The organism is Thalassospira lucentensis (assembly GCF_011806425.1).
Lineage (GTDB): Bacteria > Pseudomonadota > Alphaproteobacteria > Rhodospirillales > Thalassospiraceae > Thalassospira > Thalassospira lucentensis_B.
On record NZ_JAATOV010000002.1, the window covers coordinates 41,381 to 64,496 of the forward strand.

General features: G+C 53.3%; 21 protein-coding genes. 6 read left to right on the plus strand and 15 right to left on the minus strand.

Annotated elements, in window-relative coordinates:
* Positions 1 to 9 precede the first annotated feature (9 nt).
* From HCZ99_RS05840 to HCZ99_RS05850, 3 genes are read right to left on the minus strand one after another with little or no spacing between them, the layout of a single operon-like run.
* The gene (locus HCZ99_RS05840) at positions 10 to 1,287 is read right to left on the minus strand and encodes a Zn-dependent hydrolase (protein ID WP_167446037.1); all 1,278 of its coding nucleotides are present in this window, start codon (positions 1,285 to 1,287) and stop codon (positions 10 to 12) included.
* A gap of 35 nt (positions 1,288 to 1,322) precedes the next feature.
* Complete coding sequence (gene preA, locus HCZ99_RS05845) at positions 1,323 to 2,600, minus strand: NAD-dependent dihydropyrimidine dehydrogenase subunit PreA (protein ID WP_167446038.1); 1,278 nt, start codon at positions 2,598 to 2,600, stop codon at positions 1,323 to 1,325.
* Positions 2,601 to 2,623: 23 nt separating this feature from the next.
* Positions 2,624 to 3,988, minus strand: a complete 1,365-nt coding sequence (locus HCZ99_RS05850) for an NAD(P)-dependent oxidoreductase (RefSeq protein WP_167446039.1) — start codon at positions 3,986 to 3,988, stop codon at positions 2,624 to 2,626.
* Positions 3,989 to 4,805: 817 nt separating this feature from the next.
* Between HCZ99_RS05850 and HCZ99_RS05855 the strand changes: the two genes are divergently transcribed.
* Together HCZ99_RS05855 and HCZ99_RS05860 are read left to right on the plus strand one after the other, a co-directional pair.
* The gene (locus HCZ99_RS05855; RefSeq protein WP_167446040.1) at positions 4,806 to 5,240 is read left to right on the plus strand and encodes a universal stress protein; all 435 of its coding nucleotides are present in this window, start codon (positions 4,806 to 4,808) and stop codon (positions 5,238 to 5,240) included.
* Between the two features lie 35 nt (positions 5,241 to 5,275).
* Positions 5,276 to 6,796 carry an alanine/glycine:cation symporter family protein gene (locus HCZ99_RS05860; RefSeq protein WP_175581424.1) on the plus strand — a complete coding sequence of 507 codons (1,521 nt, stop codon included), beginning with the start codon at positions 5,276 to 5,278 and terminating at the stop codon, positions 6,794 to 6,796.
* Positions 6,797 to 6,907: 111 nt separating this feature from the next.
* Here HCZ99_RS05860 and HCZ99_RS05865 read toward each other — a convergent pair whose 3' ends face one another.
* From HCZ99_RS05865 to HCZ99_RS05885, 5 genes are all read right to left on the minus strand, one after another.
* Positions 6,908 to 7,759 (minus strand): ABC transporter permease, encoded by an 852-nt coding sequence (locus HCZ99_RS05865; protein ID WP_167446041.1) that lies wholly within the window; start codon positions 7,757 to 7,759, stop codon positions 6,908 to 6,910.
* Between the two features lie 47 nt (positions 7,760 to 7,806).
* Positions 7,807 to 8,877 (minus strand): extracellular solute-binding protein, encoded by a 1,071-nt coding sequence (locus HCZ99_RS05870; RefSeq protein ID WP_167446042.1) that lies wholly within the window; start codon positions 8,875 to 8,877, stop codon positions 7,807 to 7,809.
* Positions 8,878 to 8,896: 19 nt separating this feature from the next.
* Positions 8,897 to 9,940, minus strand: a complete 1,044-nt coding sequence (locus HCZ99_RS05875; protein WP_167446043.1) for an ABC transporter ATP-binding protein — start codon at positions 9,938 to 9,940, stop codon at positions 8,897 to 8,899.
* Positions 9,940 to 10,725, minus strand: a complete 786-nt coding sequence (locus HCZ99_RS05880; RefSeq protein ID WP_167446044.1) for an ABC transporter permease — start codon at positions 10,723 to 10,725, stop codon at positions 9,940 to 9,942. Before HCZ99_RS05880 ends, HCZ99_RS05875 begins: the two co-directional genes overlap by 1 nt.
* A gap of 171 nt (positions 10,726 to 10,896) precedes the next feature.
* Positions 10,897 to 11,541 carry a TIGR00725 family protein gene (locus HCZ99_RS05885; protein ID WP_254869482.1) on the minus strand — a complete coding sequence of 215 codons (645 nt, stop codon included), beginning with the start codon at positions 11,539 to 11,541 and terminating at the stop codon, positions 10,897 to 10,899.
* A gap of 88 nt (positions 11,542 to 11,629) precedes the next feature.
* On the opposite strand from HCZ99_RS05885, the gene HCZ99_RS05890 reads away from it, so the two are divergent.
* Both HCZ99_RS05890 and HCZ99_RS05895 read left to right on the plus strand, forming a co-directional pair.
* A complete protein-coding gene (locus HCZ99_RS05890; RefSeq protein WP_167446045.1) occupies positions 11,630 to 12,412 on the plus strand; it encodes a DeoR/GlpR family DNA-binding transcription regulator in 783 nt (260 codons plus the stop codon).
* A 194-nt stretch (positions 12,413 to 12,606) separates the two neighbouring features.
* Positions 12,607 to 14,253, plus strand: a complete 1,647-nt coding sequence (locus HCZ99_RS05895) for a U32 family peptidase C-terminal domain-containing protein (protein WP_167446046.1) — start codon at positions 12,607 to 12,609, stop codon at positions 14,251 to 14,253.
* 91 nt (positions 14,254 to 14,344) lie between these two features.
* On the opposite strand, the gene HCZ99_RS05900 is transcribed toward HCZ99_RS05895, so the two are convergent.
* The 6 genes from HCZ99_RS05900 to HCZ99_RS05925 form a co-directional block, all read right to left on the minus strand.
* The gene (locus HCZ99_RS05900) at positions 14,345 to 14,938 is read right to left on the minus strand and encodes a DedA family protein (RefSeq protein WP_167446047.1); all 594 of its coding nucleotides are present in this window, start codon (positions 14,936 to 14,938) and stop codon (positions 14,345 to 14,347) included.
* A gap of 199 nt (positions 14,939 to 15,137) precedes the next feature.
* Positions 15,138 to 16,043 carry an SMP-30/gluconolactonase/LRE family protein gene (locus HCZ99_RS05905; protein WP_167446048.1) on the minus strand — a complete coding sequence of 302 codons (906 nt, stop codon included), beginning with the start codon at positions 16,041 to 16,043 and terminating at the stop codon, positions 15,138 to 15,140.
* On the minus strand, positions 16,040 to 17,041 hold the full coding sequence (locus tag HCZ99_RS05910; RefSeq protein WP_217701463.1) for an ABC transporter permease: 1,002 nt from the start codon (positions 17,039 to 17,041) through the stop codon (positions 16,040 to 16,042). Before HCZ99_RS05910 ends, HCZ99_RS05905 begins: the two co-directional genes overlap by 4 nt.
* The gene (locus HCZ99_RS05915; protein ID WP_167446049.1) at positions 17,038 to 17,964 is read right to left on the minus strand and encodes an ABC transporter permease; all 927 of its coding nucleotides are present in this window, start codon (positions 17,962 to 17,964) and stop codon (positions 17,038 to 17,040) included. The genes HCZ99_RS05910 and HCZ99_RS05915 overlap by 4 nt, the downstream gene beginning before the upstream one ends.
* Complete coding sequence (locus tag HCZ99_RS05920) at positions 17,961 to 19,439, minus strand: sugar ABC transporter ATP-binding protein (protein WP_167446050.1); 1,479 nt, start codon at positions 19,437 to 19,439, stop codon at positions 17,961 to 17,963. Before HCZ99_RS05920 ends, HCZ99_RS05915 begins: the two co-directional genes overlap by 4 nt.
* Before the next feature lie 12 nt (positions 19,440 to 19,451).
* A complete protein-coding gene (locus tag HCZ99_RS05925) occupies positions 19,452 to 20,465 on the minus strand; it encodes an ABC transporter substrate-binding protein (protein ID WP_167446051.1) in 1,014 nt (337 codons plus the stop codon).
* A gap of 221 nt (positions 20,466 to 20,686) precedes the next feature.
* On the opposite strand from HCZ99_RS05925, the gene HCZ99_RS05930 reads away from it, so the two are divergent.
* Positions 20,687 to 21,892 (plus strand): GAF domain-containing sensor histidine kinase, encoded by a 1,206-nt coding sequence (locus HCZ99_RS05930; protein ID WP_167446052.1) that lies wholly within the window; start codon positions 20,687 to 20,689, stop codon positions 21,890 to 21,892.
* On the plus strand, positions 21,873 to 22,592 hold the full coding sequence (locus HCZ99_RS05935; protein WP_167446053.1) for a response regulator transcription factor: 720 nt from the start codon (positions 21,873 to 21,875) through the stop codon (positions 22,590 to 22,592). The genes HCZ99_RS05930 and HCZ99_RS05935 overlap by 20 nt, the downstream gene beginning before the upstream one ends.
* A gap of 96 nt (positions 22,593 to 22,688) precedes the next feature.
* Here the strand turns inward: HCZ99_RS05935 and HCZ99_RS05940 are convergent, their stop codons facing one another.
* Entirely contained in the window at positions 22,689 to 23,102 is a 414-nt protein-coding gene (locus HCZ99_RS05940) for a DUF3830 family protein (RefSeq protein WP_167446054.1), read from the minus strand.
* Positions 23,103 to 23,116: the final 14 nt, after the last annotated feature.

Consider the following 23,116-nt stretch of genomic DNA (forward strand, 5'->3'; position numbering starts at 1 on the left):
GTCAATCGGTCAGTCGGATTTTGCCATTACGGTTTCATCCGCCTTGGACAGAACCGCTGTTAGCAGAACCTGCCCACCGGCATCGGACCAATGTTTGTGGACTTCTTCGATTTCGTTGTGCGAAATGCCATCAACACAGGGGATAAAGATCATCGCAGTTGGGCAGACTTTCGCCAGATAACACGCATCATGCCCGGCCCCTGAAACGATTTCACGCGCTGAGAACCCGCCAAGTTCGGCCCCCTTGCGCACGGCATCGACACAGGATGGATCGAACGGTACCGGTGCGTAATAGAAAATCTGCTCAAACTCGGTTTCAAGGCCGATGTCCTTTGCAATTTTCTCCACCCCTTCGCGAAGGGCCTTGTCCATATCGGCCAGAACCGCGTCATCGGGATGACGGAAATCGACCGTAAAGAACACTTCGCCTGGGATCACGTTGCGTGAATTGGGATGAATTTGCATCATGCCCACCGTCGCACACGCCAAGGGCGAGCGATCCAGACCGATTTTATTGACCAACTCAACCACCCGTGACGCACCCAAAAGGGCGTCTTTGCGGGTTTTCATCGGGGTCGGGCCTGCGTGGGCTTCGACACCGGTGAATTTGATTTCATACCAACGCTGGCCTTGGGCGTCGGTGACGATACCAACATCCTTGCCTTCGTCTTCAAGGATCGGGCCTTGTTCGATGTGGGCTTCGAAATACGCGCCCATTGGGTGGGCATCAATGGTCGGTTCGTCCGGGCCCAAATAGCCGATGCGTTTAAGTTCTTCGCCCATGGTTTTGCCATCGACATCGGCGCGCGAATGGCCGTAATCAAGGTCAAACACCTTGGCAAAGACACCCGATGACACCATCGCCGGGGCGAAACGCGATCCTTCTTCGTTGGTCCAACACACGACTTCAAGCGGGGCTTCGGTTTCGTATTTGGCTTCATTCAGGGTTCTGATCACTTCAAGACCGGTCAGAACGCCATAAACACCATCATATTTCCCGCCTGTCGGCTGGCTATCAAGGTGGCTGCCCATGACAACCGGCGGCAGATCAGGATTTTTGCCTTCGCGACGGGCAAAGATATTGCCCATCTGATCGACACGGATCGAACATCCTTCGGCTTCGCACCATTTGATGAACAGATCCCGGCTTTCACGGTCAAGATCGGTCAGGGCCAAACGGCAGACACCGTCTTTGGCCGTTTTGCCGATCTTGGCCATTTCCATCAGGCTGTCCCAAAGCCGATCCCCATTGATCGACAGGTTACGTACACTTGGTTGAACGGTCATAAATTAAGTCCTTCTTGCTGGGTGGCGCTGATGGTTTATTCCGCTGCCATGCGCATGGGATTAAGCGGATGTTCGGGCCAGGTCATTGGTGGCTTGTCGGTTTTGACCGGCTCCATGGTGATGCAATCGGGGACCGGGCAAATGTGATAGCAAAGGTTACAGCCAACGCATTCCTCGTCGACGACTTCAAACACGCGCCCGCCTTCCGGCTTGTCGGTCATGGTGATCGCCTGATGGGATGTATCTTCGCATGCGATATGGCAGCGGCCACATTCGATACAGCTGTCGGTGTTGATCACCGCCTTAGTATCGAAATTCATGTTAAGCTCGTTCCAATCGGCAACCTGTGGGACGGCTGCACGGGTGAACTGTTCGACACTGGTATATCCCTTGTCGTCCATCCACTGGCTCATGCCATCAATCAGGTCGTCAACAACCCGGAAACCATAGATCATCGCAGCCGTGCAAACCTGAACCGCGTTTGATCCCAGCGCCATGAATTCCACCGCATCTTTCCAGGTGGTGATGCCACCAATGCCCGAAATTTCAAGGTTCTTGGTTTCCGGCGTACGGGCGATTTCAGCCACCATGTTAAGGGCAATCGGCTTAACCGCCGACCCGCAATACCCGCCGTGGGTTCCTTTGCCATCGACAACCGGTTCGGGAACCATGTTATCGATATCGACCGACACGATGGAGTTAACGGTGTTAATCAACGATACCGCATCCGCCCCACCTTTATAGGCGGCCTCGGCCGACCATAGGATGTTGGTGATATTTGGGGTCAGCTTGGTGAAGACCGGAATATCAACCGCATCCTTAACCCAGCGGGTGACCTGTTCGACCATTTCCGGCACCTGCCCGATGGCCGACCCCATGCCGCGTTCACACATACCGTGCGGGCAGCCAAGGTTAAGTTCAATGCCATGCACACCGCTTTCGGCGATTTGCTGGGCCAGGTCTTTCCATGCGCGTTCTTCGATGGGGGCCATCATCGATCCGATGATGACATGATCAGGGTATTCTTTACGGCATTCGCGGATTTCCTGAAGGTTGACCGCCAAAGGCCGGTCGGAAATCAGTTCGATATTATTGATGCCCAAAAGACGGCGGTTCTGATCATGGTGCGCGCCATAACGTGACGACACGTTGATCACGGGCGGATCAATGCCAAGCGTCTTCCAGACCACCCCGCCCCAGCCTGCTTCAAAGGCGCGGACAACGTTATATTTCTTATCCGTTGGCGGTGCAGAGGCCAGCCAGAACGGGTTTAATGAATCGATCCCAGCGATTTTGCAACTTAGATCAGCCATGTTCTCTCTCCCTGTGCTGGCGCTTAAGCGGTGGCGGTTTTCAAAAAGGCATCGATGGCGATGGCGGCTTGTTTGCCATCCTCGACCGACTGAACCGTCAGGTCTTCGCCACTTTTGATGCAATCCCCACCGGCAAAGACGCCGGGCGCGGTCGTTTGATAGGTGTCATCAACAATGATTTTGCCGCCGGTAATCTCCATCCCGGCAAGGTCATCGGTTTTGATTTTTTGTCCGATGGCTTTCAAAATCTGATCGGCGTGAACATCAAATGTTTCGCCGGTGCCGACCAATTTACCACTGTCATCAAGGGCGGTTTTTTCAAACGACATGCCTTGAAGTTTGCCATTGGTTTTGATCGCAACCGGCTTGGCCCAATAGCGCACAACAACACCGTTGGTTTTGGCCAGATCCTGTTCAAACTCGGTCGCGGACATGTTTTCCGGTCCCCGACGATAAACAAGGGTCACTTCCGACGCCCCAAGGCGCTTGGCCTGAACCGCGGCATCAATGGCGGTATTGCCGCCGCCAATGACGATGACGTTATCGCCAACAGGCATTTCCGATTTTGGTTCTGTCTGGCGCAGCTGTTCGATAAAGGTGATGGCATCATCAACACCGGGGAATTCTTCGCCCTTCAGGCCAAGATTATTGGTTGATCCAAGACCAACACCAACAAACACCGCATCATGGGATTCTTTTAACGACGCGATGCTGATATCGCGGCCAAGGGCCTTGCCGTATTCAATGCGAATGCCGCCGATCCCCAGCAAAAATTCCACTTCGCGCTGGGCAAAATCATTGGTCATTTTATAGGCGGCCAAACCGTATTCGTTTAGGCCCCCCGGCTTTGCCTTGGCTTCGAACACGGTCACGTCATGACCCAGCATCGCCGCACGGTGCGCACAGGAAAGACCAGCGGGCCCAGCACCAACGACCGCAATTTTCTTGCCGGTTGCCTCAGCGCGTTTGAACGGATGGGGCAAATCGCGGTCCATTAAATGATCAACGGCAAAGCGTTGCAGGCTTCCGATTTCAACGGCGGTGTCTTCGGCAACGTTGCGAACACAGGCCTGTTCACACAGAACTTCTGTCGGGCAGGCCCGGGCACAGGTGCCGCCCATGATGTTGGCCGACAAAATGGTTTTTGCCGCCCCATCCGGGTTGCCGGTGCTGATTTTGCGGATGAAACTTGGAATATCAATCGATGTCGGGCATGCGGTGACACATGGCGCGTCATAGCAATACAGGCAGCGATTGCTCTCTGCCATCGCCTGTAAGCTGGAATAAGCCGGATGCAGATCGGAAAACCCGTCATCATGGGCATCGTTATGGCCGATGCCGTGGGCTTTGGCGGGTTTGGGTGCTTGCTTGGCCTGCAAGTTGGTCATGTGTTTTGTCTCCCTGCCTAAAAGGCGTCCTCTCCTGACGTCAGCGAGAGACAAAACAAGAATGCACGACAGTTAAACCAAACGCCAAATCCGATCCCGCACGATGGAATCAAGATACATTTGTGGCGTGTGCGGACGGGCGGGCCCGACCACCTGATGGTCTATTTGTACGAACATTCTTGGCGTATCCATCCGGCTTATGCCGGATTGTTTCCCAGTATTTTGATCTGCCGCGTCTTTATGTTTTCGGGTTTATCCCCGGTTGAGTACGCGTACAGATGCCTCTCTCTGACGGAAACAGCATGTCCAATCCTGATCACTTGGTCAAGATTAAAAATTCACCAAACGCGTTAAGGTCAAAAACCGCTATTAAACCGCGACCAAAGCAGCAGAAATCGCACATGTCGCCATAACGGCCCCCTGCCCCGGACCAAACGCCCTGGCAACAAAACAACCCCAGATTAAACATTCATTGAAAAGATGTGACGCGGTAGCACGCGATTGGCGAGCGGCGACGGCGCGAAACTTTATCGGACGCACATATCATTCTGACCGAGGTATTTAGCCCTTTTTCCCATCCCCATCGCTCAATCAAAAACAACCAATAAACAATCCTAAATCAACTTTTTAGCGAAAATGATTCATTTTCATGTAACCTTCATTTCGTGTCGCATTCAACTGGTGGTGGGCAAAACTTTATCGACGGGTCCGTCGTGCCGCCGCCACGAACCATCGCGACACGGTGCAAAGATATCCTTTTCGCATCACGTGCCGGGGAGAACTACCTGACAATTTTATCTCAGATCAGGAGAAGCACATGACCGAACAGCCGATCCTTGTAGGCTATGACGGAACAGATGCCGCACAGCGTGCAGCAGAATTCGCCGGGGAACGGGCAGCCGCGATTGGCTGTGCCGTGCATCTGGTTTTTGTTCTGGAATGGTCGCCATACAGCTTCCTTTCAACAAAGGAACTGGAAGAAAGACATCAACGCCGAACAGAAGAATTGTCGCGGGCAGAGGAAACGCTCAAGCCTGCGCTGGAGGCTCTCGCGAAACTGAAAGTTCCGGTGACGTCGGAGGTCCGATACGGCCATTCCGGCGAGCTGATCTGTGCAATCGCGAAAGACAAAAACGCATCGCAGATCATTCTTGGCCGAAAGGGCGGCTCTGCGCTGGGTGCGCGGTTGCTGGGCAGTTTGCCCCTGACATTGGTCCAGGCATCGCCTGTTCCGGTCACGGTCGTTCCATAAGGCGATCCCCTTACAAGACAAACCGGAGAAACTTCATGTTCTGGAAAAAGACAGCAGCGGCAAGCACCGTTGCATTCGCATCGGCTGTCCTGCCACATGTCGCCACCGCGCAGGAAGTCACCCTAGACGAGAAAATCAATCAAGTCGTCGCCCCCGTTTCAAACGTCATCGCCGGCTTCATGTTCTATTCGGTCCCAGTGGCAGGGACGGACTTTCCGCTTATTGTTGGCTGGTTGGTCGTGGCCGCAACCATCTTTACGCTTTATTTCGGGTTTGTGCAGTTTCGCAAATTCAGTCACGCCATCGCCTTGGTCAAAGGGGATTATTCCCATCCCGAAGATGCCGGCGAAGTATCGCACTTTCAGGCCCTTGCCACCGCCCTTTCGGGGACGGTCGGGCTTGGTAATATTGCCGGTGTGGCCGTGGCGGTTTCGATTGGCGGGCCGGGTGCAACATTTTGGATGATCTTGGCCGGGTTGCTTGGCATGGCATCAAAATTCACCGAATGTACGCTGGGCGTTAAATACCGTAATGAATATGCCGATGGCCGGGTATCTGGTGGGCCAATGTATTACCTGTCCAAGGGATTGGCCGCCAAGGGCAAACCCGGCATTGGCAAGGTTCTGGCCGTTGTCTTTTCGGTTTGTTGTATTGGTGGGGCCGTTGGTGGCGGCAACATGTTCCAATCCAATCAAGCCTTTCAGCAGATCGTCAATGTCACCGGCGGGCCGCAAAGCGTGCTTGCCGGATCGGGCTGGTTATTTGGTCTGGTGATGGCAATCATTGTCGGCGTGGTGATTATTGGCGGCATTAAATCCATCGCCAAGGTTACCGAGAAAATCGTGCCCTTGATGGCGGTGATTTATGTCACCGCCGGGATGATCATTATCATCAGCAACATCACCATGGTCGGGGATGCCTTTGCCCAAATTTTCGTTGGTGCCTTTACCGGTGCGGGCGTTGCCGGTGGCATGATCGGTGCGCTTATTCAGGGCTTTAAACGTGCGGCCTTTTCCAACGAAGCGGGCATTGGCTCGGCCGCCATCGCCCATGCCGCCGTTCGGACCAAAGAACCGGTGACAGAGGGGTATGTCGCCCTTTTGGAACCGTTCATTGATACGGTGGTGATCTGCACCATGACCGCCCTTGTCATTACCATCAGTGGCGAACTTAATTCCGGCCTGACCGGGGTTGAGTTGACATCAGCCGCCTTTGCATCAGCCTTTACGTGGTTCCCGCTGGTGCTGGCCTTGGCGGTTGTGCTGTTTGCCTTTTCCACCATGTTGTCATGGTCGTATTACGGGCTGAAAGCCTGGACCTATTTGGTCGGCGAAGGGACAGGCAAGGAGATCGTTTTCAAACTGTTCTTCTGCTTGTGTGTGATCCTTGGGGCGTCGATGAACCTTGGCCCGGTGATTGATTTTTCCGATTCCATGATCTTTGCCATGGCGATCCCCAACATCATTGGCCTGTATTTCCTGATGCCGGTGGTGCGCGCGGAAATCAGCCAATATTGGGATAAAATCGACCGCGGCGAGATCAGAAAAGTCAAATAGCCCTATTGATGATCGCCAAGATAAAAGCACAAACACCCCTGCAACTGTGTCAGGGGTGTTTGACTTTCATGACAGAGGCCGCCGCAACGGCCAACCATCTGGAATTGTGCATTACGCGACAATTACTTTTCGACGCGATGTCGTGCGAGACTTGCGGGCCGAAACCGTCTCGGCCAGCGCAGTGATCAAGATACAAATCGCCATCAAAATAACCGAAATGGCCGATGCTGCCGGAAGGTCACTTCCGGTTTCCGATATCTTAGAATACAGCACCAAAGGCAAAATATTGACCTGGGTTCCGACGAGGGCCAGTGCGGTGCCATACGCACCAAAAGCCACCGCAGATGTCAGACAAAATGCAGAAATAAAGCCGGGAATAAGTTGCGGCAGCAAAATATCGAGATGCGCACGAAAACCAGATGCCCCCATCGATTTTGCCGCGTTAATCTGGGCATAATCGAAATTCACAAGTGGGGGCAACAACACCATGACCACGCGCGGAATAAGATAATAGGAATAGGTGAAACCAAGACCAAGCGGCGAGAAAATAAAGCCGCCAATAACGGCTGGATCTGCACCGATCTCGGCCAGCAAGCTTGTCACAAAACCTGCCCGGCCAAATGTCAGGATAAACCCATAGGCCACGATCAAACCTGAAAATGTCAGCGGCAAAGAAATGCCAAACATCAGCAATGTGCGTATGCGTTCAGATTTGCTCGCCAGATGCAAAGACACAAAGTAACCGACCACCAGCGAAAACAACGGCGCGGCAAGACCAATGACAAAGCTGCCCTTTAACCCGGCCCAAAAAACCGGATCGGAGACGACCCTGCCATAGGCAGAGCCGCCACCCGAAAAAGAGTCCGCTGCAACAAAGATCAGAGGCAGGATAAAGAATGCGAACAGGAACACCGTTGCCGGCAAAGCAAGCCAAATCAGCGCCCGTTTAGGAAGTCCTATCATGTTATCCGATCTCCGGTGTCAGGACCTGCAAGAGATGCAGGGATAGATTACTGCCCAAGAACAGCCTTGGACCAACCACTGTCGATTTCAGCTTTAAGCTTGGTTGCCTTAACGATATCAAGCGGCTTGATCTGTGGGGCATCAGGCATTTTTTCAGCGACATCTGCTGGCAGCTTGATCCCCGGAACTGACGGGCGCACATAGCCTTCGGCAAAGGTCACCTGACCTTCTTCGGTCATGATGTAGTTAAGCCAAAGTTTGGCGGCCGACGGGTTCGGTGCATCTTTGACCATGCTGATGGCATAAGGGGCCGCCGCAGATGCTTCTTTGGGGATGACAACATCAATGTCGTCGCCCATGCCGTCTTTGTATTTCGCTTTCAGGCCATCATTTTCATACCCGACCCAGATCGGGATTTCGCCTTTAAGGAACTGCGCATAGGGCGTGGTGCCCATGGTCCGAAGAACGTTTTCAGATTTGTGCAGTTTGGCCAAATACTCGATACCCGGTTTAACGTCATCCATACTGCCGCCATTGCCAAAGGCCGCGGCAAAGACAACAACCTGACCCTGCCCGGTGGAACGCGGATCAAGATAGACAACCGAATTCTTGTATTCAGGCTTCAACAAATCCGCCCAGCTTTGCGGGGTATTTTTGACCAGCTTTTTGTTGACCAGAAAGGCAACATCAAGTTTGTGAATGGTGAACCATTTACCTGCTTCATCGCGCAGTTCTGACGGAAGTTTATCAAAATTGACCGGTTCAAACGGCGCAACAACATCCCGATCAACAGCATCAAGGGCAGAACCGGCGAAATAATACGCGGTATCGGCCTGTGGGCGATTGCGCGATTTATCAAGGGCCACAACGGTCGCAGCCGATCCAAGATCGTTATAGACCATCTCAACACCCGGATAGCGCTTTTTGAAGTTTTTGAACTGCGCAGCCCAGTTCGCCCAAGTTGGCCCGGTATCAAACGAAACAACCAGACCTTCTTCTTTGGCCTGTTCGTAAAGGGCTTTTTCGCCGTCATACAATTCCGGCCCGTCAAATGCGTGTGCCGTGATGGGCAACATGGAAAGTGCGGCAACCACTGCTGCCTTGATCTTAAACGCCATTGGTCGTTCTCCTGGTGAGTTAATCGTCCTGCAAGGGAAGAAGTCGGACGCTGTCGGAAGGAATGGAAATACGTGAAAGTGAACCGCGATCCCCGGTTTCACCGGTGATGACACTGCCCGCAATTGACAAGTCATAGCGGCGCACAGCCCCCAAAAACCTGTCTTGCACCAGCGTGCCATCAAAACAATTCGCGGCGTGTTTGGGGTTTTGGTCGCCAGTCAGCGGTATGATCGCCTCTGGCCGGACCATGACATTGACCCGGTCGCCGGCGACCCAATCGCTGGCATCGCAGGTGATGTCACCAAATTCGGTGCGAACACATGCTGATGAAACAACATCCCCAACCCAAAGATTGGCCTTGCCAACAAATGCGGCCACCGTGGCATTAAACGGCTTGTCATAAAGGTCCTTTGGCGATGCGACTTGCAAGATCTCACCGCGATGAACCACCGCAATACGATCTGCCATCGACAGGGCTTCTTCCTGATCGTGGGTCACATGAATGGTGGCAATTTGTGCGGTGCGCTGAACATGGGTGATCAAGTCACGCATTTCGGTGCGCAACGACGCATCAAGGGCGGAAAGCGGTTCATCAAGCAATAAGGCCTTTGGTTGGTAAACAAGCGCTCGCGCCAGGGCGACACGTTGTTGCTGCCCACCAGACAAGGTTGCAGGCAACCGATCCGCCGCCGAAGACAAGCCGACTTCGCCAAGCGCCTTTATCGCACGCTCCGCCCGTTCGGCCCGATCAACACCACGCAGACGCAGCGGATAAGCAACGTTTTCAAGCACAGTCATATGCGGGAACAGGGCATAGGATTGAAAGACAATGCCCAAATCACGGTGGCGCGCCGCCACCCCGCTGACATCTTTGCCATCAATCCAGATGCTGCCCGATTGCGGCTCCATGAACCCGGCGAGCAGTTTTAACAACGTGCTTTTACCCGATCCTGACGGACCAATAACGGCAAGCAACTCGCCCTTTTCAACGCGAAGGTTCACGTTGGAAATACCACCTTCGCCATCGCCGTAACGATAGGCAACATTATCAAAACGAATCATTATACACGTACCTTTTGACGCATTCGTGTCAAACGCGCACCGAATGCACCGCCACCAGCTGCCAACAGAGCCAAGACGATAAGAATAACTGTCGCTGCACAGGCAAGCCCGGTTGCACCATAAAAGGCCTGCAACAAAACAACCGGATATGTCCGCGACAAGAAGCCAGAGATCAGATTGGAAATTTGAAATTCGCCGATTGAAATCGCGGACACCATCATCAAACCTGACAGCAGGCTGTACCGAATGGACGGCAAAACAATATCAATGAACCGCCGCCAGAAACCGGCACTCAGTGTTTCGGCGACCTTTTCCATTTCAGAAATGCCCAGGCGATCCATATCGGTCAGCAACGTGCCAACCAGATAAGGCAAAGTCAGCACGCAATGCGCACAAATCAACAGCCATGTCGAGCCAAGCCATGGCAACACGTCACTGGAAAACACAATGATAAAGCCAAAACCAAGGACCAGCTCAGGCACAGCCACCGGAAGCAGGGTGAAAATGCGCGCCGCCAGACGAACGCCGCGATTTGCCGCTGAAAACACCGCATAAGCAAACGGCACCCCCAATAGAACATTGATCACACATGTCGCGGCAACAACCTCAAGGCTGGTCAAAAACGCCCGTCGAAAACTGGGATCCTCGGCAACCGTTGCATACCAATCAAAAGTAAATCCGGTTGGCAGCAGCGTATTTGTCCACGTCGCCCCAAATGAGCCCACCAGCAAAAGCGCGATCGGGGCCAACAGATAAACGCTGTAAAGAAACGTTGTTAACCCCATAAAACTGGTTCCATCATAAAACCGTATCCTTGGTGATTTCCAAAGCCCGACTGACCATATGGCCCGACGGCTTGTTCGTTGGCGTCAATTTACAGACTTCCAAAATTTACACCAATGTAAGTTTTATTACATTTGAGGGCACAGCATCTACGCACCGCGCTGCACGCGAAATCACTCCCCCAGAAACGCCACAGCGACCTCGGCCATCACACTGTCAACATCTTGAAAACGCGGAACACCCTGAACTTCCGGCGCACTTGGCAAGGCAAAAACCGGACGGTCATAATGCAGCCCATAGGCCATTTCCGTGATCGTGCCAAACCCGCCACCAACAGCCACAAGAACCCGTGCTGCGCGCGCAATGATCGAGTTTCGGGTTGGGCCGATTCCGCTTGCCAGCGGGATGGTGACATATGGATTTGCGGTTTCCCATTCACCGTCAGGCAGAAGCCCCATGACGATACCGCCCGCCTCCGAAGCACCGCGTGAAGCGGCCTCCATGACCCCGGACCGGCCACCAGTCAGAAGCGCATAACCAACTTCACCCAGTTTACGGCCCAGATCTTCGGCCATCTCGCACTCTTCTGCACTGGCTTCCTTTGCGCCGATTACAGCAACCGGCACCTGACGCACCTTTTGGGTTGCAAACAACCAAACCATGGCTTCTTCGGGGGTAACATTTTTACGATCAGAAGAACCGTCCTTAACCTCTGTTGCCGCGGCGCCAGATACGCCCCATGACAACATCCATGGATCAAAGGTTTCATTGCCGCGACAAAGTTGATTTTTTTGGAGATCAATATAAAGCTGTTGCAACGTTGCGTCCTTTCACAAAAAAACAATCGCCAAGTGTGTAATATAGTTTACAAATAAAATTCCAGAGAAAGATTTAAGGCAGTTTGGAATGACCCCATCAGAACAGCAATCAGAACTGACCGCACGCCAACGCGACATCGTGCATATTGTTCGCGACCAAGGGTTTGCGACACTTGAAGCGCTGGCAGAGAAGTTTGATGTTTCAACCCAAACCGTACGCCGCGACATTATCGATCTGAGCAAACAGGGTCTTTTGCAGCGTTTCCACGGGGGCGCAGGACTGCCCAACAACATGGTACGTCTCGGCCACGAGCAGAAAAACCAACTCGCCGCCGAGGGCAAGCAGCTTATTGGCGAAAAAACCGCAAAACTGATCCCCAATGGTGCGGCCATCTTCCTTGATGTTGGCACAACCGCCGAAGCCGTCGCCCGCGCACTGGGCAACCACCGCAATTTACGCATTGTCACAAATAGCCTTTTGTGCGCGTCCATTGTGTCAGCACAGTCGCATTCAGAAATTCATGTTATTGGCGGCACGGTGCATGGCAATGACGGGTCATTGGTTGGTCCCGATACGGATAAGGCAGTTCGACGCTTTGCGCTTGATTTCGCAATTGTCGGCTGTTCGGGCTTTGACCAACATAGCGCCCCGCTTGATCATGACATGCAAAAAGTCGCGGTCAAAACCGCCGCCACCCGCACGGCCCAAAAGAACATCCTGATTGCAGACCACGCAAAGTTCACGCGCAAAGCGTTCCTTCGTATTAACGAGGCAAGCGCGTTCCATCTTCTGGTCACAGACCGAGCCCCGGAAGAAGCCTTTAGAAGTGCCTGGACCGATGGTGGCGGCGATATCCTTGTTGCACAATAAGGACTTACGCCACCAATGCCGCGCCTTGCAGGCCGGGCATGGCTGCTGATCACGGCGGCACCTATGCAAAGGGCGGCAAATATGCGATTTTAATCGGCAACAAAGCGACTTCATGGTATGAAGCCCGCCATGTTCGATGAGAGATCGAACACATTGTTTTCCCGCAGACGACCAATAGAAAAGACCCGCAAGTGATGAGTGTTCAACCGCGCCGTTCCGAATTGCTGATGCCCGCAGGCTCGCTCGAAAAGCTGAAAGTTGCCGTATTGTACGGTGCGGATGCCGTTTATATGGGCACGCCGGACTTATCGCTTCGGGTGAAAAGCCAGATGTCGCTTGAAGACGTGGTTGAAGGCATCGACTTTGCCCACGAACATGGTGTGCGCGTTTACCTGACGCTGAACCTATTTTCGCACAACAAAGACATCGATAAACTGCCTGAATATGTTGATACGGTCCGCAAAGTGAACCCAGACGGGTTGATCGTGGCGGATCCGGGCGTGTTCATGTTTGTCCGCGAACATGCGCCGGAGCTTGATCTTCATGTATCGACACAGGCCAATGTCTGTTCCTGGCAGTCGGTCAAATTCTGGCAAAGCATCGGGGCCAAGCTTGTCGTGCTGGGCCGTGAAGTTTCCTATGAGGAACTGACCGAAATCCGCGCGAAATGCCCAGACATCAAGATCGAAGCATTCGTGCATGGCTCCATGTGCATGACCTATTCCGGGCGTTGCTTGCTGTCGAACTTTATGTCCGAACGTGGTGCCAATCAGGGGGCATGTGCCAATTCATGCCGCTGGAGATACAAAGTCCACATGAAGCTTAAGGACGGCACGGTCAAGGAACTGAACCTGACCGAAGAAAACCTTGAGATGTTTGATTTCTTCCTTGAAGAAGAAATGCGTCCGGGCGAGCTGATGGAAATTCAGGAAGACGAGCGTGGCTCGTACATCCTGAATTCGCGCGATCTGTGCATCATGCCGAAACTTGAAGACTACCTGAAAATCGGGGTCGATAGCCTGAAGGTCGAAGGGCGCGGCAAAAGTGCCTATTACGCCGGTTTGGTCGCACGTGCGTACCGCATGGCGATTGATGACTGGTACGAAGATCCGGAAAACTGGTCGCCAGAAACCTATATGAAGGAACTGTCGACCATTCCAAACCGGGGCTATACCCTGGCATTCCACGAAGGTCGCCTGACCAATTATGCCCACGGCTATGACACATCAAACAATGTGTCCGATTGGGAATTTGCCGGGCAGATCGAAGCAGTCGAAGATGATGCGTTTATCATGTCGGTCAAAAACCGCATGCTGGCCGGGGACGTGATCGAAATCGTCCCGCCGCGCGGCCGCAAAACCGTGTTTATCCGCATGTATGAATTCATCGATGCCAAAACCGGCAAGGTCGGCGAAGCGGTGCATGCGGGCAATAAGCCACTTGTGCGTATTCCGTTTGATTTGATGGAACTTGAAGACCGCGAATATCTGCGCACCGCCTTCCCGCCGATGACCATTGTCCGTAAGGAAAAGGCGCTGACCGAAGACGAATGGCAGCGCATGAAACTTGACCAAGAAGGTCAAAAAATCGAAATGGGCAAAGGCAACGAAGAGCGCTATGACGCGAAACGCGAAGCGCTTCAGACCGCCCTTGATGAACGCCACAAAGACCGTTCCTTCCGCACCCCGCGGGTCGGCACCAAGGGGTGCTGTGGACGCGGCTGTAATGGCTGCCTGATTTTCTGGCATGATCCAAGCTATGCCAAGGCGCGTGAAATTCTTGCCAAACGTAAGCAGGGCGAGATGCTTGAAAAAGACGGCAAAACGATTGCGGCGGAATAAGCCGATCAGGCGTTTACCGACTTAAAATACAAACGGCAGCCAGATGATGGCTGCCGTTTTTGTTTGAGGATTTGGATTGGTATCAGCGGGTCTATTTGATTGCTTTTTCAGCCTGTTCTTCAAGCTTATCAATCCGGCGCAGCGCAAACCAACCAAGTGCCAAAAACACAATCAGCAAAACCGGGCTAAGCAACGCCATGTTATGTTCAACAAGTTCGGACATGCCCGCCCCCAAGCTATAGCCCAGGCCGAAATAGACCGCGACCCAAAGAAGAACCGATGCGATGCTTAGCGGCAGGAACCGCAAAAACGACATCGAACTCATCCCGACCGGGAAAACGCCGAATGAGCGCACCCCATGGGGATAGCGGCACAGCATAATGTAGGCGATCCCGTAATATTCAAACAGGCGCAGGGTCTTGTTCATCCAGACCGCAAGCGACTTTGGAAGCTTTGCCACGATGGCATCGCCATATTTCCACGCGATGCCAAAACGTAAAGCATCGCCAACAAGCCCGCCTGAAATCATCGCGATCAGCGACGGCACGGGAAGCAAGCTTTCAGACGCGACCAACATCCCGGCAAATATCGGCAGGATGCTGCTTTTGCTGACGCAATAGGTGAAAATAAGCATATAGACCAGGCTTTGATGGTCCTGAACCCAAAGATTAATCGTCTCGAACACGTCAAACCGCCTATCTGCGTAAAAGAGTACACGTGTTCTAAGTCAATTGGCCGACACAGGCGAGTGTGATTCTTCACACTGTTGCGCATGCTTATGGGCCCTGCCAAATCAAAGCCCTGCACCACAAACCGCATAAGATCGCGGCAGGTACGGCAGAGCGATTAAAAACAACCGCCCTGCCGCCCAAATTCAACGCAACCTAGCCAATCGCCGATGCGCTATTAACGTGGATGGCATAGACACTGGTGGTGGCGGTAATCAGCAATTCATTGCCGCGCGCCCCGCCAAATGTCAGGTTTGAAACGGTTTCCGGTACAAGGATTTTACCCAATAATTTGCCCGTAGCGTCAAAGCAATGCACGCCATCCTTGGCCGATGTCCACACATTACCATGACGATCAACCCGGAACCCATCGGGCAGGCCTTGATCAACCGTGGCAAAGTCGCGCCCGTTTTGAAGCATGTTATCACCGCCAACATCATAAACCCGAATGACGGCAGGCACAGTGTCATCGTGGCTGGCCCCAGATTCCGCAACATAAAGAAGCTTTTCATCAACCGAGAACGCCAAGCCATTTGGCTGGGTAAAATCGGTTGCGACCTGGGTCAGTTCGCCGGTATCGGGATTAAGGAAAAATACACTGCGATGGGCCTGTTCCGGGGGGGATTTAAAGCCCTCGTAATCAGACAAAATTCCATATGTCGGATCGGAAAACCAAACCGTGCCATCGGATTTGACCACAACATCATTGGGCGCATTCAAACGTTTGCCATCGAACCGATCGGCAAGCGTTGTGACGTCGCCATTATGTTCGGTCCGGGTCACAGACCGCGTGCCGTGCTGACAGGTAATCAGGCGTCCGTTGCGATCCCGCGTATTGCCGTTGGCAAAGTTGGAATTTTCACGGAACACATTGACCGTCCCGTCACACATCCAACGATAGATTTTCTGATTGGGAATATCAGAAAACAACAGACACTGATGGGCGGGAAACCACACCGGGCCTTCGGTCCAAAGATGCCCGGACGAAATTTTGCGCAAGGCAACATTGCCAAGGATCAGATCACGAAAACGCGTATCTGCAATTTCATAGGGTTCCATCATACTTTGCGCCCCCGCTTACTGGCCAACACAACCACCGACACGATAATCAACCCGGTCAGCATCAAGCGGACACCCGCACCAAGCCCATAGGAATTAAGCATCGAAACAATCAGGAACATGAACAATGCCGCCCCCCAAATGCCGGGAACATTGGAATTGCCCCCCGCAATCGACGAGCCCCCAATCACCACAACGGCAATCGACATCAGCATATATTCCGTGCCCATATTAAGGTTCGCCCCGCCCGAGAAACTGGCAAGAACAAAGCCCGCAAGCCCGGCCAAAACCGCACAGCCGACATAAACACCAAACCGCACCGCATTCACCGGCACACCGCCAAGGCGTGCCGCACGGGTATTTTGCCCAGAGGCCGAAATCCAACGCCCGGCAATCGTTTTTTCCAAAACACACCACGCAAGGACCGATACCAGCAAGGCAACCCACGCCGCATTGGGCAGGCCAAATGTGCCGCCCGTGGCAAAATCGGCCAAGGATGCCGGCGGTTTAATCCGAAGACCGCGGTTCGACCAAATCGCCAGTGACTGAAACAGGAAGGATGCCGACAAGGTCGCAATGATCGGTGGAATGCGCAGCAACATAATCAGCGCAAAGTTAAACAAGCCACAGGCAAGCCCCACCCCAATCGCAATCAAAAGCCCCGGCACAATCATCGTCGGATCAGACGCCATGAATTTAAGCGACAAGGTCGCCGCCAATGTCATGGTCGCCGGGATCGAAAGATCAACATTGCCTGGGCCCAAGGTCACGACAAACATCTGCCCAACCCCGACAATGATCGAGAAGGACGCAAATGTCAGCGCGGCATAAAGCAATGATCCGGCCCCGGCACTGGTCGAAACCACCACAAGGGTTGCCAAATAGGTAGCACCCGCCGCCAAAAAGGCCCAAATCCAAGGTTTACGGGAAAAGACGCCCAGCAAATGCGATGCACCGCGTTTTGGATTTTCGACGCGTGTGTTGTTTGAGTTCATATTCATATCAGTGCCTCGCGCCGGGTAAAGACAAGACGCACAGCCAAAACAATGATCAGGATCGCGCCCTGCGCGCCGATTTGCCAATCAGGCGACAGATGCAAGAACGACAGGAAGCTTGCCGCCAGTGTCAGGGTCAGCGCGCCAATAACCGCACCAATCGGCGATACGCGCCCGCCGGTGAACTCGCCACCGCCCAAAATCACACCGGCAATCGACAGCAAGGTATAGCGCAAGGCGATATTGGCATCGGCCGATGTTGCCAACCCAACCAGCGCCATGCCCGACAGCACACAAAACAGCGCGGCAACGCCATAAGCAAACGCCTTAAGCCCCATGACCGACCAGCCGGATCGTTCAATCGCCTGTTCATTGCCACCAACACCGCGCAACAACACGCCAAGCGATGACCTTTTGATGAAGTAATGCATCACCACCGCAATCACAATGGGCGCAATAATCGCCACGGGCAAAAACGGTGTTTTCGCCGTCATCAATGTGCGCAACCAATCAGGCGCACTTCCGCCCGGTGACGGCAAAACAAGCACCGCCATCCCCGACCAGAAAAACGACATGCCCAATGTCACGACAATTGCCGGCAAGCCGCGTGCGTAAATGATTGCGCCCATCCCGGCATAAACCAGGATCGCGGCAAACAGGATGCCATAGCCAATCAACGGATCGGTTTGAACGAATGTCGCGGTGACACAGGCACAGAAACTAACGAACGTACCGATGGACAAATCAATGTCATTGACCATCAAAATCATCATCTGGGCGATGGTCGCCAAGGCAACCGGCACCGCCAGATTAAACAGCAGGTTCAGCCCGAAATAGCTCATGGCGCGGGGCTGCATATAAAAGACCGCTGCCAATAGAATGCCCAAGGACAAAACCGGCAGCAAAATGCGCAAATGGTCGCGGTTCATTCACCTGCCTCCTGCATTTCAAACGATGCGCGCAGCATGTTTTCTTCGGTGATCTCGTCACCCTTTAGTTCGGCGGTAATTTCGCTGTCGCGGAACACAAAGACGCGGTCACATTCAAGAATTTCGTCGGTTTCGGTGGAATACCACAGGAAGGTCCGACCCTTTTCCGCTTCGCTGCGGATCATGCGATAGACTTCCTTTTTGGTACCAACATCCACACCACGCATCGGATCATCCATGATCACAATCGGGGCAGACGACGCCAAGGCGCGCGAAAACAGAACTTTTTGCTGATTGCCGCCCGACAGGGACAAAATCGGATTGTTCAGATCATCTGTCTTAATGCCGATTTTTTCGTGCCATGTGCGCGCGATGTTTTGTTCGGCCTTACGATCCACAAGGAAGGTTCGGCTGAACTCCACCAAGGTTTGCAAGGTCAGGTTCCGCATGATCGACCACAGCGGCATTACGCCATCGCGGCTGCGATCCCCGGCGACAAAAACAACTGCCGGGTTGCGCGATGCGGACCAGTCCGATGTCCGTTCAAGGAAACATTTCGCCAAGGCTTCTGCTTGCCCGTGGCCGGCCAACCCGGCCAAGCCGACAACTTCGCCCTGACAGGCATTCAGGCCATTTTCCATGCGCAGAACTTCGTCGCCAAAGTCGCGTCTTTTGGTGTCAGCGCCGCGTGTCTGATCATCGGGGGCAACATGGCCCATCGCATCAACCAAACCATCGCGGGTAAAGTTTTGGGCGGCGTCATTTTCAATGATCGTGCCGTCTTTCAAAACAACGATGCGGCTGGCGACATCAAAAATTTCGCCCATCATATGGGAAATGAAAATGATCGATCCGCCACTGGCGCAGAATTTCTTGATATAGGCCAGCAACTGATCGGCAATCGCCCCATCAAGGGACGAGGTCGGCTCATCCAAAATCACCAAACGCGCATCAATATCGCGCCGGGCAAAGGCAATGGCGATTTCGACCATCTGCCGATCGGCAATCGGAAGATCGGCCACCACGCTATAGGGATCAATACCGTGATCGGGGAAAACAGCATCCAGTGATGCCAACACCGCAGAAGCGGCATTTTTGCGCCATCCCTTGATCGGCATATTGCGATACGGGATACGATAATTTTCCAAAACCGTCAGGTTCGGACAAAGCGAGAGTTCCTGAAAAACGCTTCGGATGCCGCTTTCTCTGGCTCTTTGGGCGTTGCGGAAATCGGCAACGCTTTGGGCACCGTCATAGCTGACATCGCCGCTGGTGGGTGTCAAACGACCATTGATCACGTTGACCAAGGTCGATTTGCCCGCGCCATTATGCCCAACCACACCAATACATTCACCGGCCATGATCGAAAGACACGCGCCCTTAAGCGCCTGAACCGGACCAAAAGATACCCCGGCATCGCCAAGCGTAATGATCGGCACCTCCTCGGTGCCGATCACATTCTGGTTTTCCACCATGATCAAATCGCCTTACTTCGCCGATTGGATCAGTTTTTGTGCGTCTTCCAACGCATATTCAACATTGGCAACCGAGCCAACCGGCGTTTCAGCCAGGATTTCCTCAAGTGTATCCTGATCAACACGCAAGAACGGTACGGTCAGATCTTTGGGGACTTCTTTGCCATCCAAAATCTGCTGGGCGACCCAGAAACCAAGGGTGCTGACACCCGGTGCAATCGAAAGCGACGTGGTTTCATAACCGTTGGCGTCTTTTTGTTCTTTCCACCACTGCAGCTCATCACGACGATTGCCCATGATGATGGTCGGGGTCGGACGGCCAGCCGCCTCAAACGCCTGTGCCGCGCCATAACCATCCCCACCCTGAGTCACGATTGCTTTGACTTCTGGAAGGCTTGGCAAAATACCGGCAACCGCCTTTTGGGCAACGTCCTGTGCCCAATCGCCATGGACGGAACCGACGATGTCAAACTTGGTGCTTTCGACCTGTTCGTGGATACCGGCACTGATTTCATCATCGACAAACACGCCGGCAAGACCACGGATTTCCAAAAGGTTTCCGCCGTCGGGATAGCGTTGTTCAAGATATTTAACCTGATCGCGGCCCATCTGTTTGAAATCAACCGCGATGCGCCATGCGCATGGTTCGGTGACGATACCGTCAAACGACACCACGATAATACCGGCATCGCAGGCTTCTTTGACTGCACCATTAATGGCGGTCGGGGATGCGGCATTCAGAACAATCGCGTCATACCCTTGCAGGATCATGTTCTGAATTTGGGCGGCCTGTTCGGTCGCCTGATTTTCTGATGTGGTAAAGGCGTCTGCACCAGCGACGACACCATCCTGAACGGCCTGATAGGCAACCTTGCCCCAGCTTTCCAGCATGGCCTGGCGCCAGGAATTGCCCGCGTAGTTGTTTGAAAGTGCGATGGTTTTACCAGACGTATCAGCCATGGCTTGACCAGATACAAGGACGACCGTCCCGGCGATAGCGCCGAGAAGCATTGATTTGAAGTTCATTTTTCCTCCCTGACGCGGCTTGGCCCCGTCATGATGTGATGACACCGCTTTAAACGGCATTTTAATTTGTATTATTAATTACAAATGCGAGTGTTGATGATCGATCTTAAACTGTAAAGGGCATAGACCGCATCAATATTGCGGGAACACCCACCCATGTTGCGGGTTCCCGCAAGACAGGTCATACATGTCGCAATATGATGCCCGACGGAGGAAACAAAATGTCGGACCTTGCCCATTACCTGCGCATTTCAAATTTGCTGGCGGGAAACCTAAATATCCATTCTGCATTGGGATCAGTGAAGGCGGAAATCGACAAAATCATTGAATTTGATCACCTTGATATCTGCCTGATTGATACCGATCCACGCTGGAACACATCCTATGAAGTCGGGATGAAAACCACCTGGAGCACATCACGCACGCTGGTCTGCCAATCGCCGGTGCGCGATATTTTGCTGGGCCATACCGACCATCTTTTGACCGGCAATGCGTTAACCGACGACCGCTATGTTTTCCCGGGTGCCGAAAGCGCGCCGATCCTGCATCACGAGCTGCGCAGCCGGGTGAATGTCGCCATGAAGGTTTTGGGCGAAGTTGTCGGGTCGTTAAATTGTTCGTCAAAAAAAGAAGATTTCTATTCCGAGCGCCATGTCGAACAAATCCGCATTTTGGCCGATATGCTGGCCCCTTATTTTTATGCGCTGCGCGCCAATGAAAAGGCCAATGCCGAGGCCGTCGTGCGCGCCCGCATTCTGGCCCGCGAAGAAGGATTACGGCTGGGCGCGCTGAGCCTGACTGACGCGTTAGAGGCCGAACGTCAACGAATTGGTATGGATTTACATGATCAAACCTTGGCGGATTTAACCCGGATCGCACGCGATATTCGCCCAGGCATTACAAAGACGCAGCACCACCGCCTGCAACAGCAAATCCAAAACATGATCCAGGATTTGCGCGACATAATCGATACATCCATCCCGACCATTCTTGAACTTTTTGGCTTTCAGCATGCGGTTCTGACCCACATGGAACGGGCGGTCAGCTGTGACGACACACAAAGCTTTAAGGTCGAAGACCAAACAGGTGGCTGCGTGGATGCGCTGCCTGACACCACCCGAATTGCGGTTTTTCGCATCTGCCAAGAAGCCATCAACAATGCCGTGCGCCATTCCGGGGCAAGCTATATCTCGGCCCTGGCGTTTAAGAATGCCGATGGGGATCTGACGATCGAGATTACCGACAATGGCCAGTTTCAGGTCAAAACACACAAAACCGGCAGTGGTCTGGCGCATATGAAAACGCGGGCCCAGCTGATTGGCGCGACGTTTGACCATAATACCGAGAACGGCACACGCGTCACCGTCACATTGCCCAACTCAACACAAGAAGCCGAAAGCGCCGAACATGAAGATATTGCTGGTTGAAGACGACAAAATGCACGCCGATTTCCTCAAGGAAATTGTCGAAAATGCCCTGCCGGAGCTTAATGAAATCCTGATTGCGCGCGACGGTAAAGAGGCCGAAATTCTGGCCCGCCAGCACGAAACCAAGGCGATTGTCATGGATTTGCGCATGAAGGAACATAATGGCATTGATGCCGCGCGCACCATCTGGGCGGCCCGGCCCGACACCCGTATTTTGTTTTGGTCAAACTATTCGGACGAGGCCTATCTCCGCGGGATTGCCCATATCGTCCCGCATCAGGCGGCCTATGGCTATGTGCTTAAAACCGCGACACAGGACCGTATGCATCTCGCCCTGCGATCAGTCTTGATCGAAGGCCAAATTGTTGTCGACCGCGAAGTGCATCAAATCCAAAACCAACAAATGCGGTCGCGCAACACCCTGACCGAATTTGAATATATTATCTTGATTGATATCGCCCTTGGCCTGCCCGACAAGGCCATCGCAACGCGTCGCAAACTATCGCTTCGCACCGTGCAAAACCGCCTGCTGTCGCTCTATAGCAAGCTGGATGTCGAGGCCCTTGATCAAAACGAACAGGGCATTGCACTCAATAAACGCGCCCGTGCGGTTTCAAGCGCAATAGCGCGCAAAATTATCAACCGCGAAGGATTGGTGGCCGCGGAAAAAGAACTGCGCAGTTGGCTTAATCAGGCGTAATCACGGGCATCCCATCTGCCACCTTCCTGCGCGATCTTTGACGATTGGCACTGGCGGTGCCGATGTTTCGGACACCCGCCAAGCATCTTAATCGGTCTAAGCCACCTCAAACCGGATCGGCTGCGCCCCTTCCCACAGCGTCATCTTGCCGAGCTTTTCCAGATCATCAAGATTGCTGGTCACGGTGATGAAATGGTTGCCGGCAAGCTGGCCGACTTTGGACGCGAAATGTACCCCGCCATAGGCCAGCAGGATTTCGGTTTCGCTGATGCCACCGGGATACAGGATGATTTGCCCCGGTGCGGGATAGCTGGTGTGGTTTTCATAGCCAACGCCAAACTGATAATCACCAAGCGGCATCCAAACACCTTCGCCGCTCCATCGGACATGGACGGCTTTGCTTTCAAATGGCATGCGATCCATAAACGCCTTGCAGGTTTCCGGCGCCTTTTGGGTTTCAAGCACGCCGTCAAAACTGAACGGGCCAGCGGTGATTTTAATCTTGGTCATTGTTAGTCCTATGA

What these genes read in the sequence shown, in the direction of transcription:
- HCZ99_RS05840 (WP_167446037.1), bottom strand. Translation starts at nt 1,287, where the DNA reads ATGACCGTTCAACCAAGTGTACGTAACCTGTCGATCAATGGGGATCGG.
- preA (WP_167446038.1), bottom strand. Translation starts at nt 2,600, where the DNA reads ATGGCTGATCTAAGTTGCAAAATCGCTGGGATCGATTCATTAAACCCG.
- HCZ99_RS05850 (WP_167446039.1), bottom strand. Translation starts at nt 3,988, where the DNA reads ATGACCAACTTGCAGGCCAAGCAAGCACCCAAACCCGCCAAAGCCCAC.
- HCZ99_RS05855 (WP_167446040.1), top strand. Translation starts at nt 4,806, where the DNA reads ATGACCGAACAGCCGATCCTTGTAGGCTATGACGGAACAGATGCCGCA.
- HCZ99_RS05860 (WP_175581424.1), top strand. Translation starts at nt 5,276, where the DNA reads ATGTTCTGGAAAAAGACAGCAGCGGCAAGCACCGTTGCATTCGCATCG.
- HCZ99_RS05865 (WP_167446041.1), bottom strand. Translation starts at nt 7,759, where the DNA reads ATGATAGGACTTCCTAAACGGGCGCTGATTTGGCTTGCTTTGCCGGCA.
- HCZ99_RS05870 (WP_167446042.1), bottom strand. Translation starts at nt 8,877, where the DNA reads ATGGCGTTTAAGATCAAGGCAGCAGTGGTTGCCGCACTTTCCATGTTG.
- HCZ99_RS05875 (WP_167446043.1), bottom strand. Translation starts at nt 9,940, where the DNA reads ATGATTCGTTTTGATAATGTTGCCTATCGTTACGGCGATGGCGAAGGT.
- HCZ99_RS05880 (WP_167446044.1), bottom strand. Translation starts at nt 10,725, where the DNA reads ATGGGGTTAACAACGTTTCTTTACAGCGTTTATCTGTTGGCCCCGATC.
- HCZ99_RS05890 (WP_167446045.1), top strand. Translation starts at nt 11,630, where the DNA reads ATGACCCCATCAGAACAGCAATCAGAACTGACCGCACGCCAACGCGAC.
- HCZ99_RS05895 (WP_167446046.1), top strand. Translation starts at nt 12,607, where the DNA reads ATGAGTGTTCAACCGCGCCGTTCCGAATTGCTGATGCCCGCAGGCTCG.
- HCZ99_RS05905 (WP_167446048.1), bottom strand. Translation starts at nt 16,043, where the DNA reads ATGATGGAACCCTATGAAATTGCAGATACGCGTTTTCGTGATCTGATC.
- HCZ99_RS05910 (WP_217701463.1), bottom strand. Translation starts at nt 17,041, where the DNA reads ATGAATATGAACTCAAACAACACACGCGTCGAAAATCCAAAACGCGGT.
- HCZ99_RS05915 (WP_167446049.1), bottom strand. Translation starts at nt 17,964, where the DNA reads ATGAACCGCGACCATTTGCGCATTTTGCTGCCGGTTTTGTCCTTGGGC.
- HCZ99_RS05920 (WP_167446050.1), bottom strand. Translation starts at nt 19,439, where the DNA reads ATGGTGGAAAACCAGAATGTGATCGGCACCGAGGAGGTGCCGATCATT.
- HCZ99_RS05925 (WP_167446051.1), bottom strand. Translation starts at nt 20,465, where the DNA reads ATGAACTTCAAATCAATGCTTCTCGGCGCTATCGCCGGGACGGTCGTC.
- HCZ99_RS05930 (WP_167446052.1), top strand. Translation starts at nt 20,687, where the DNA reads ATGTCGGACCTTGCCCATTACCTGCGCATTTCAAATTTGCTGGCGGGA.
- HCZ99_RS05935 (WP_167446053.1), top strand. Translation starts at nt 21,873, where the DNA reads ATGAAGATATTGCTGGTTGAAGACGACAAAATGCACGCCGATTTCCTC.
- HCZ99_RS05940 (WP_167446054.1), bottom strand. Translation starts at nt 23,102, where the DNA reads ATGACCAAGATTAAAATCACCGCTGGCCCGTTCAGTTTTGACGGCGTG.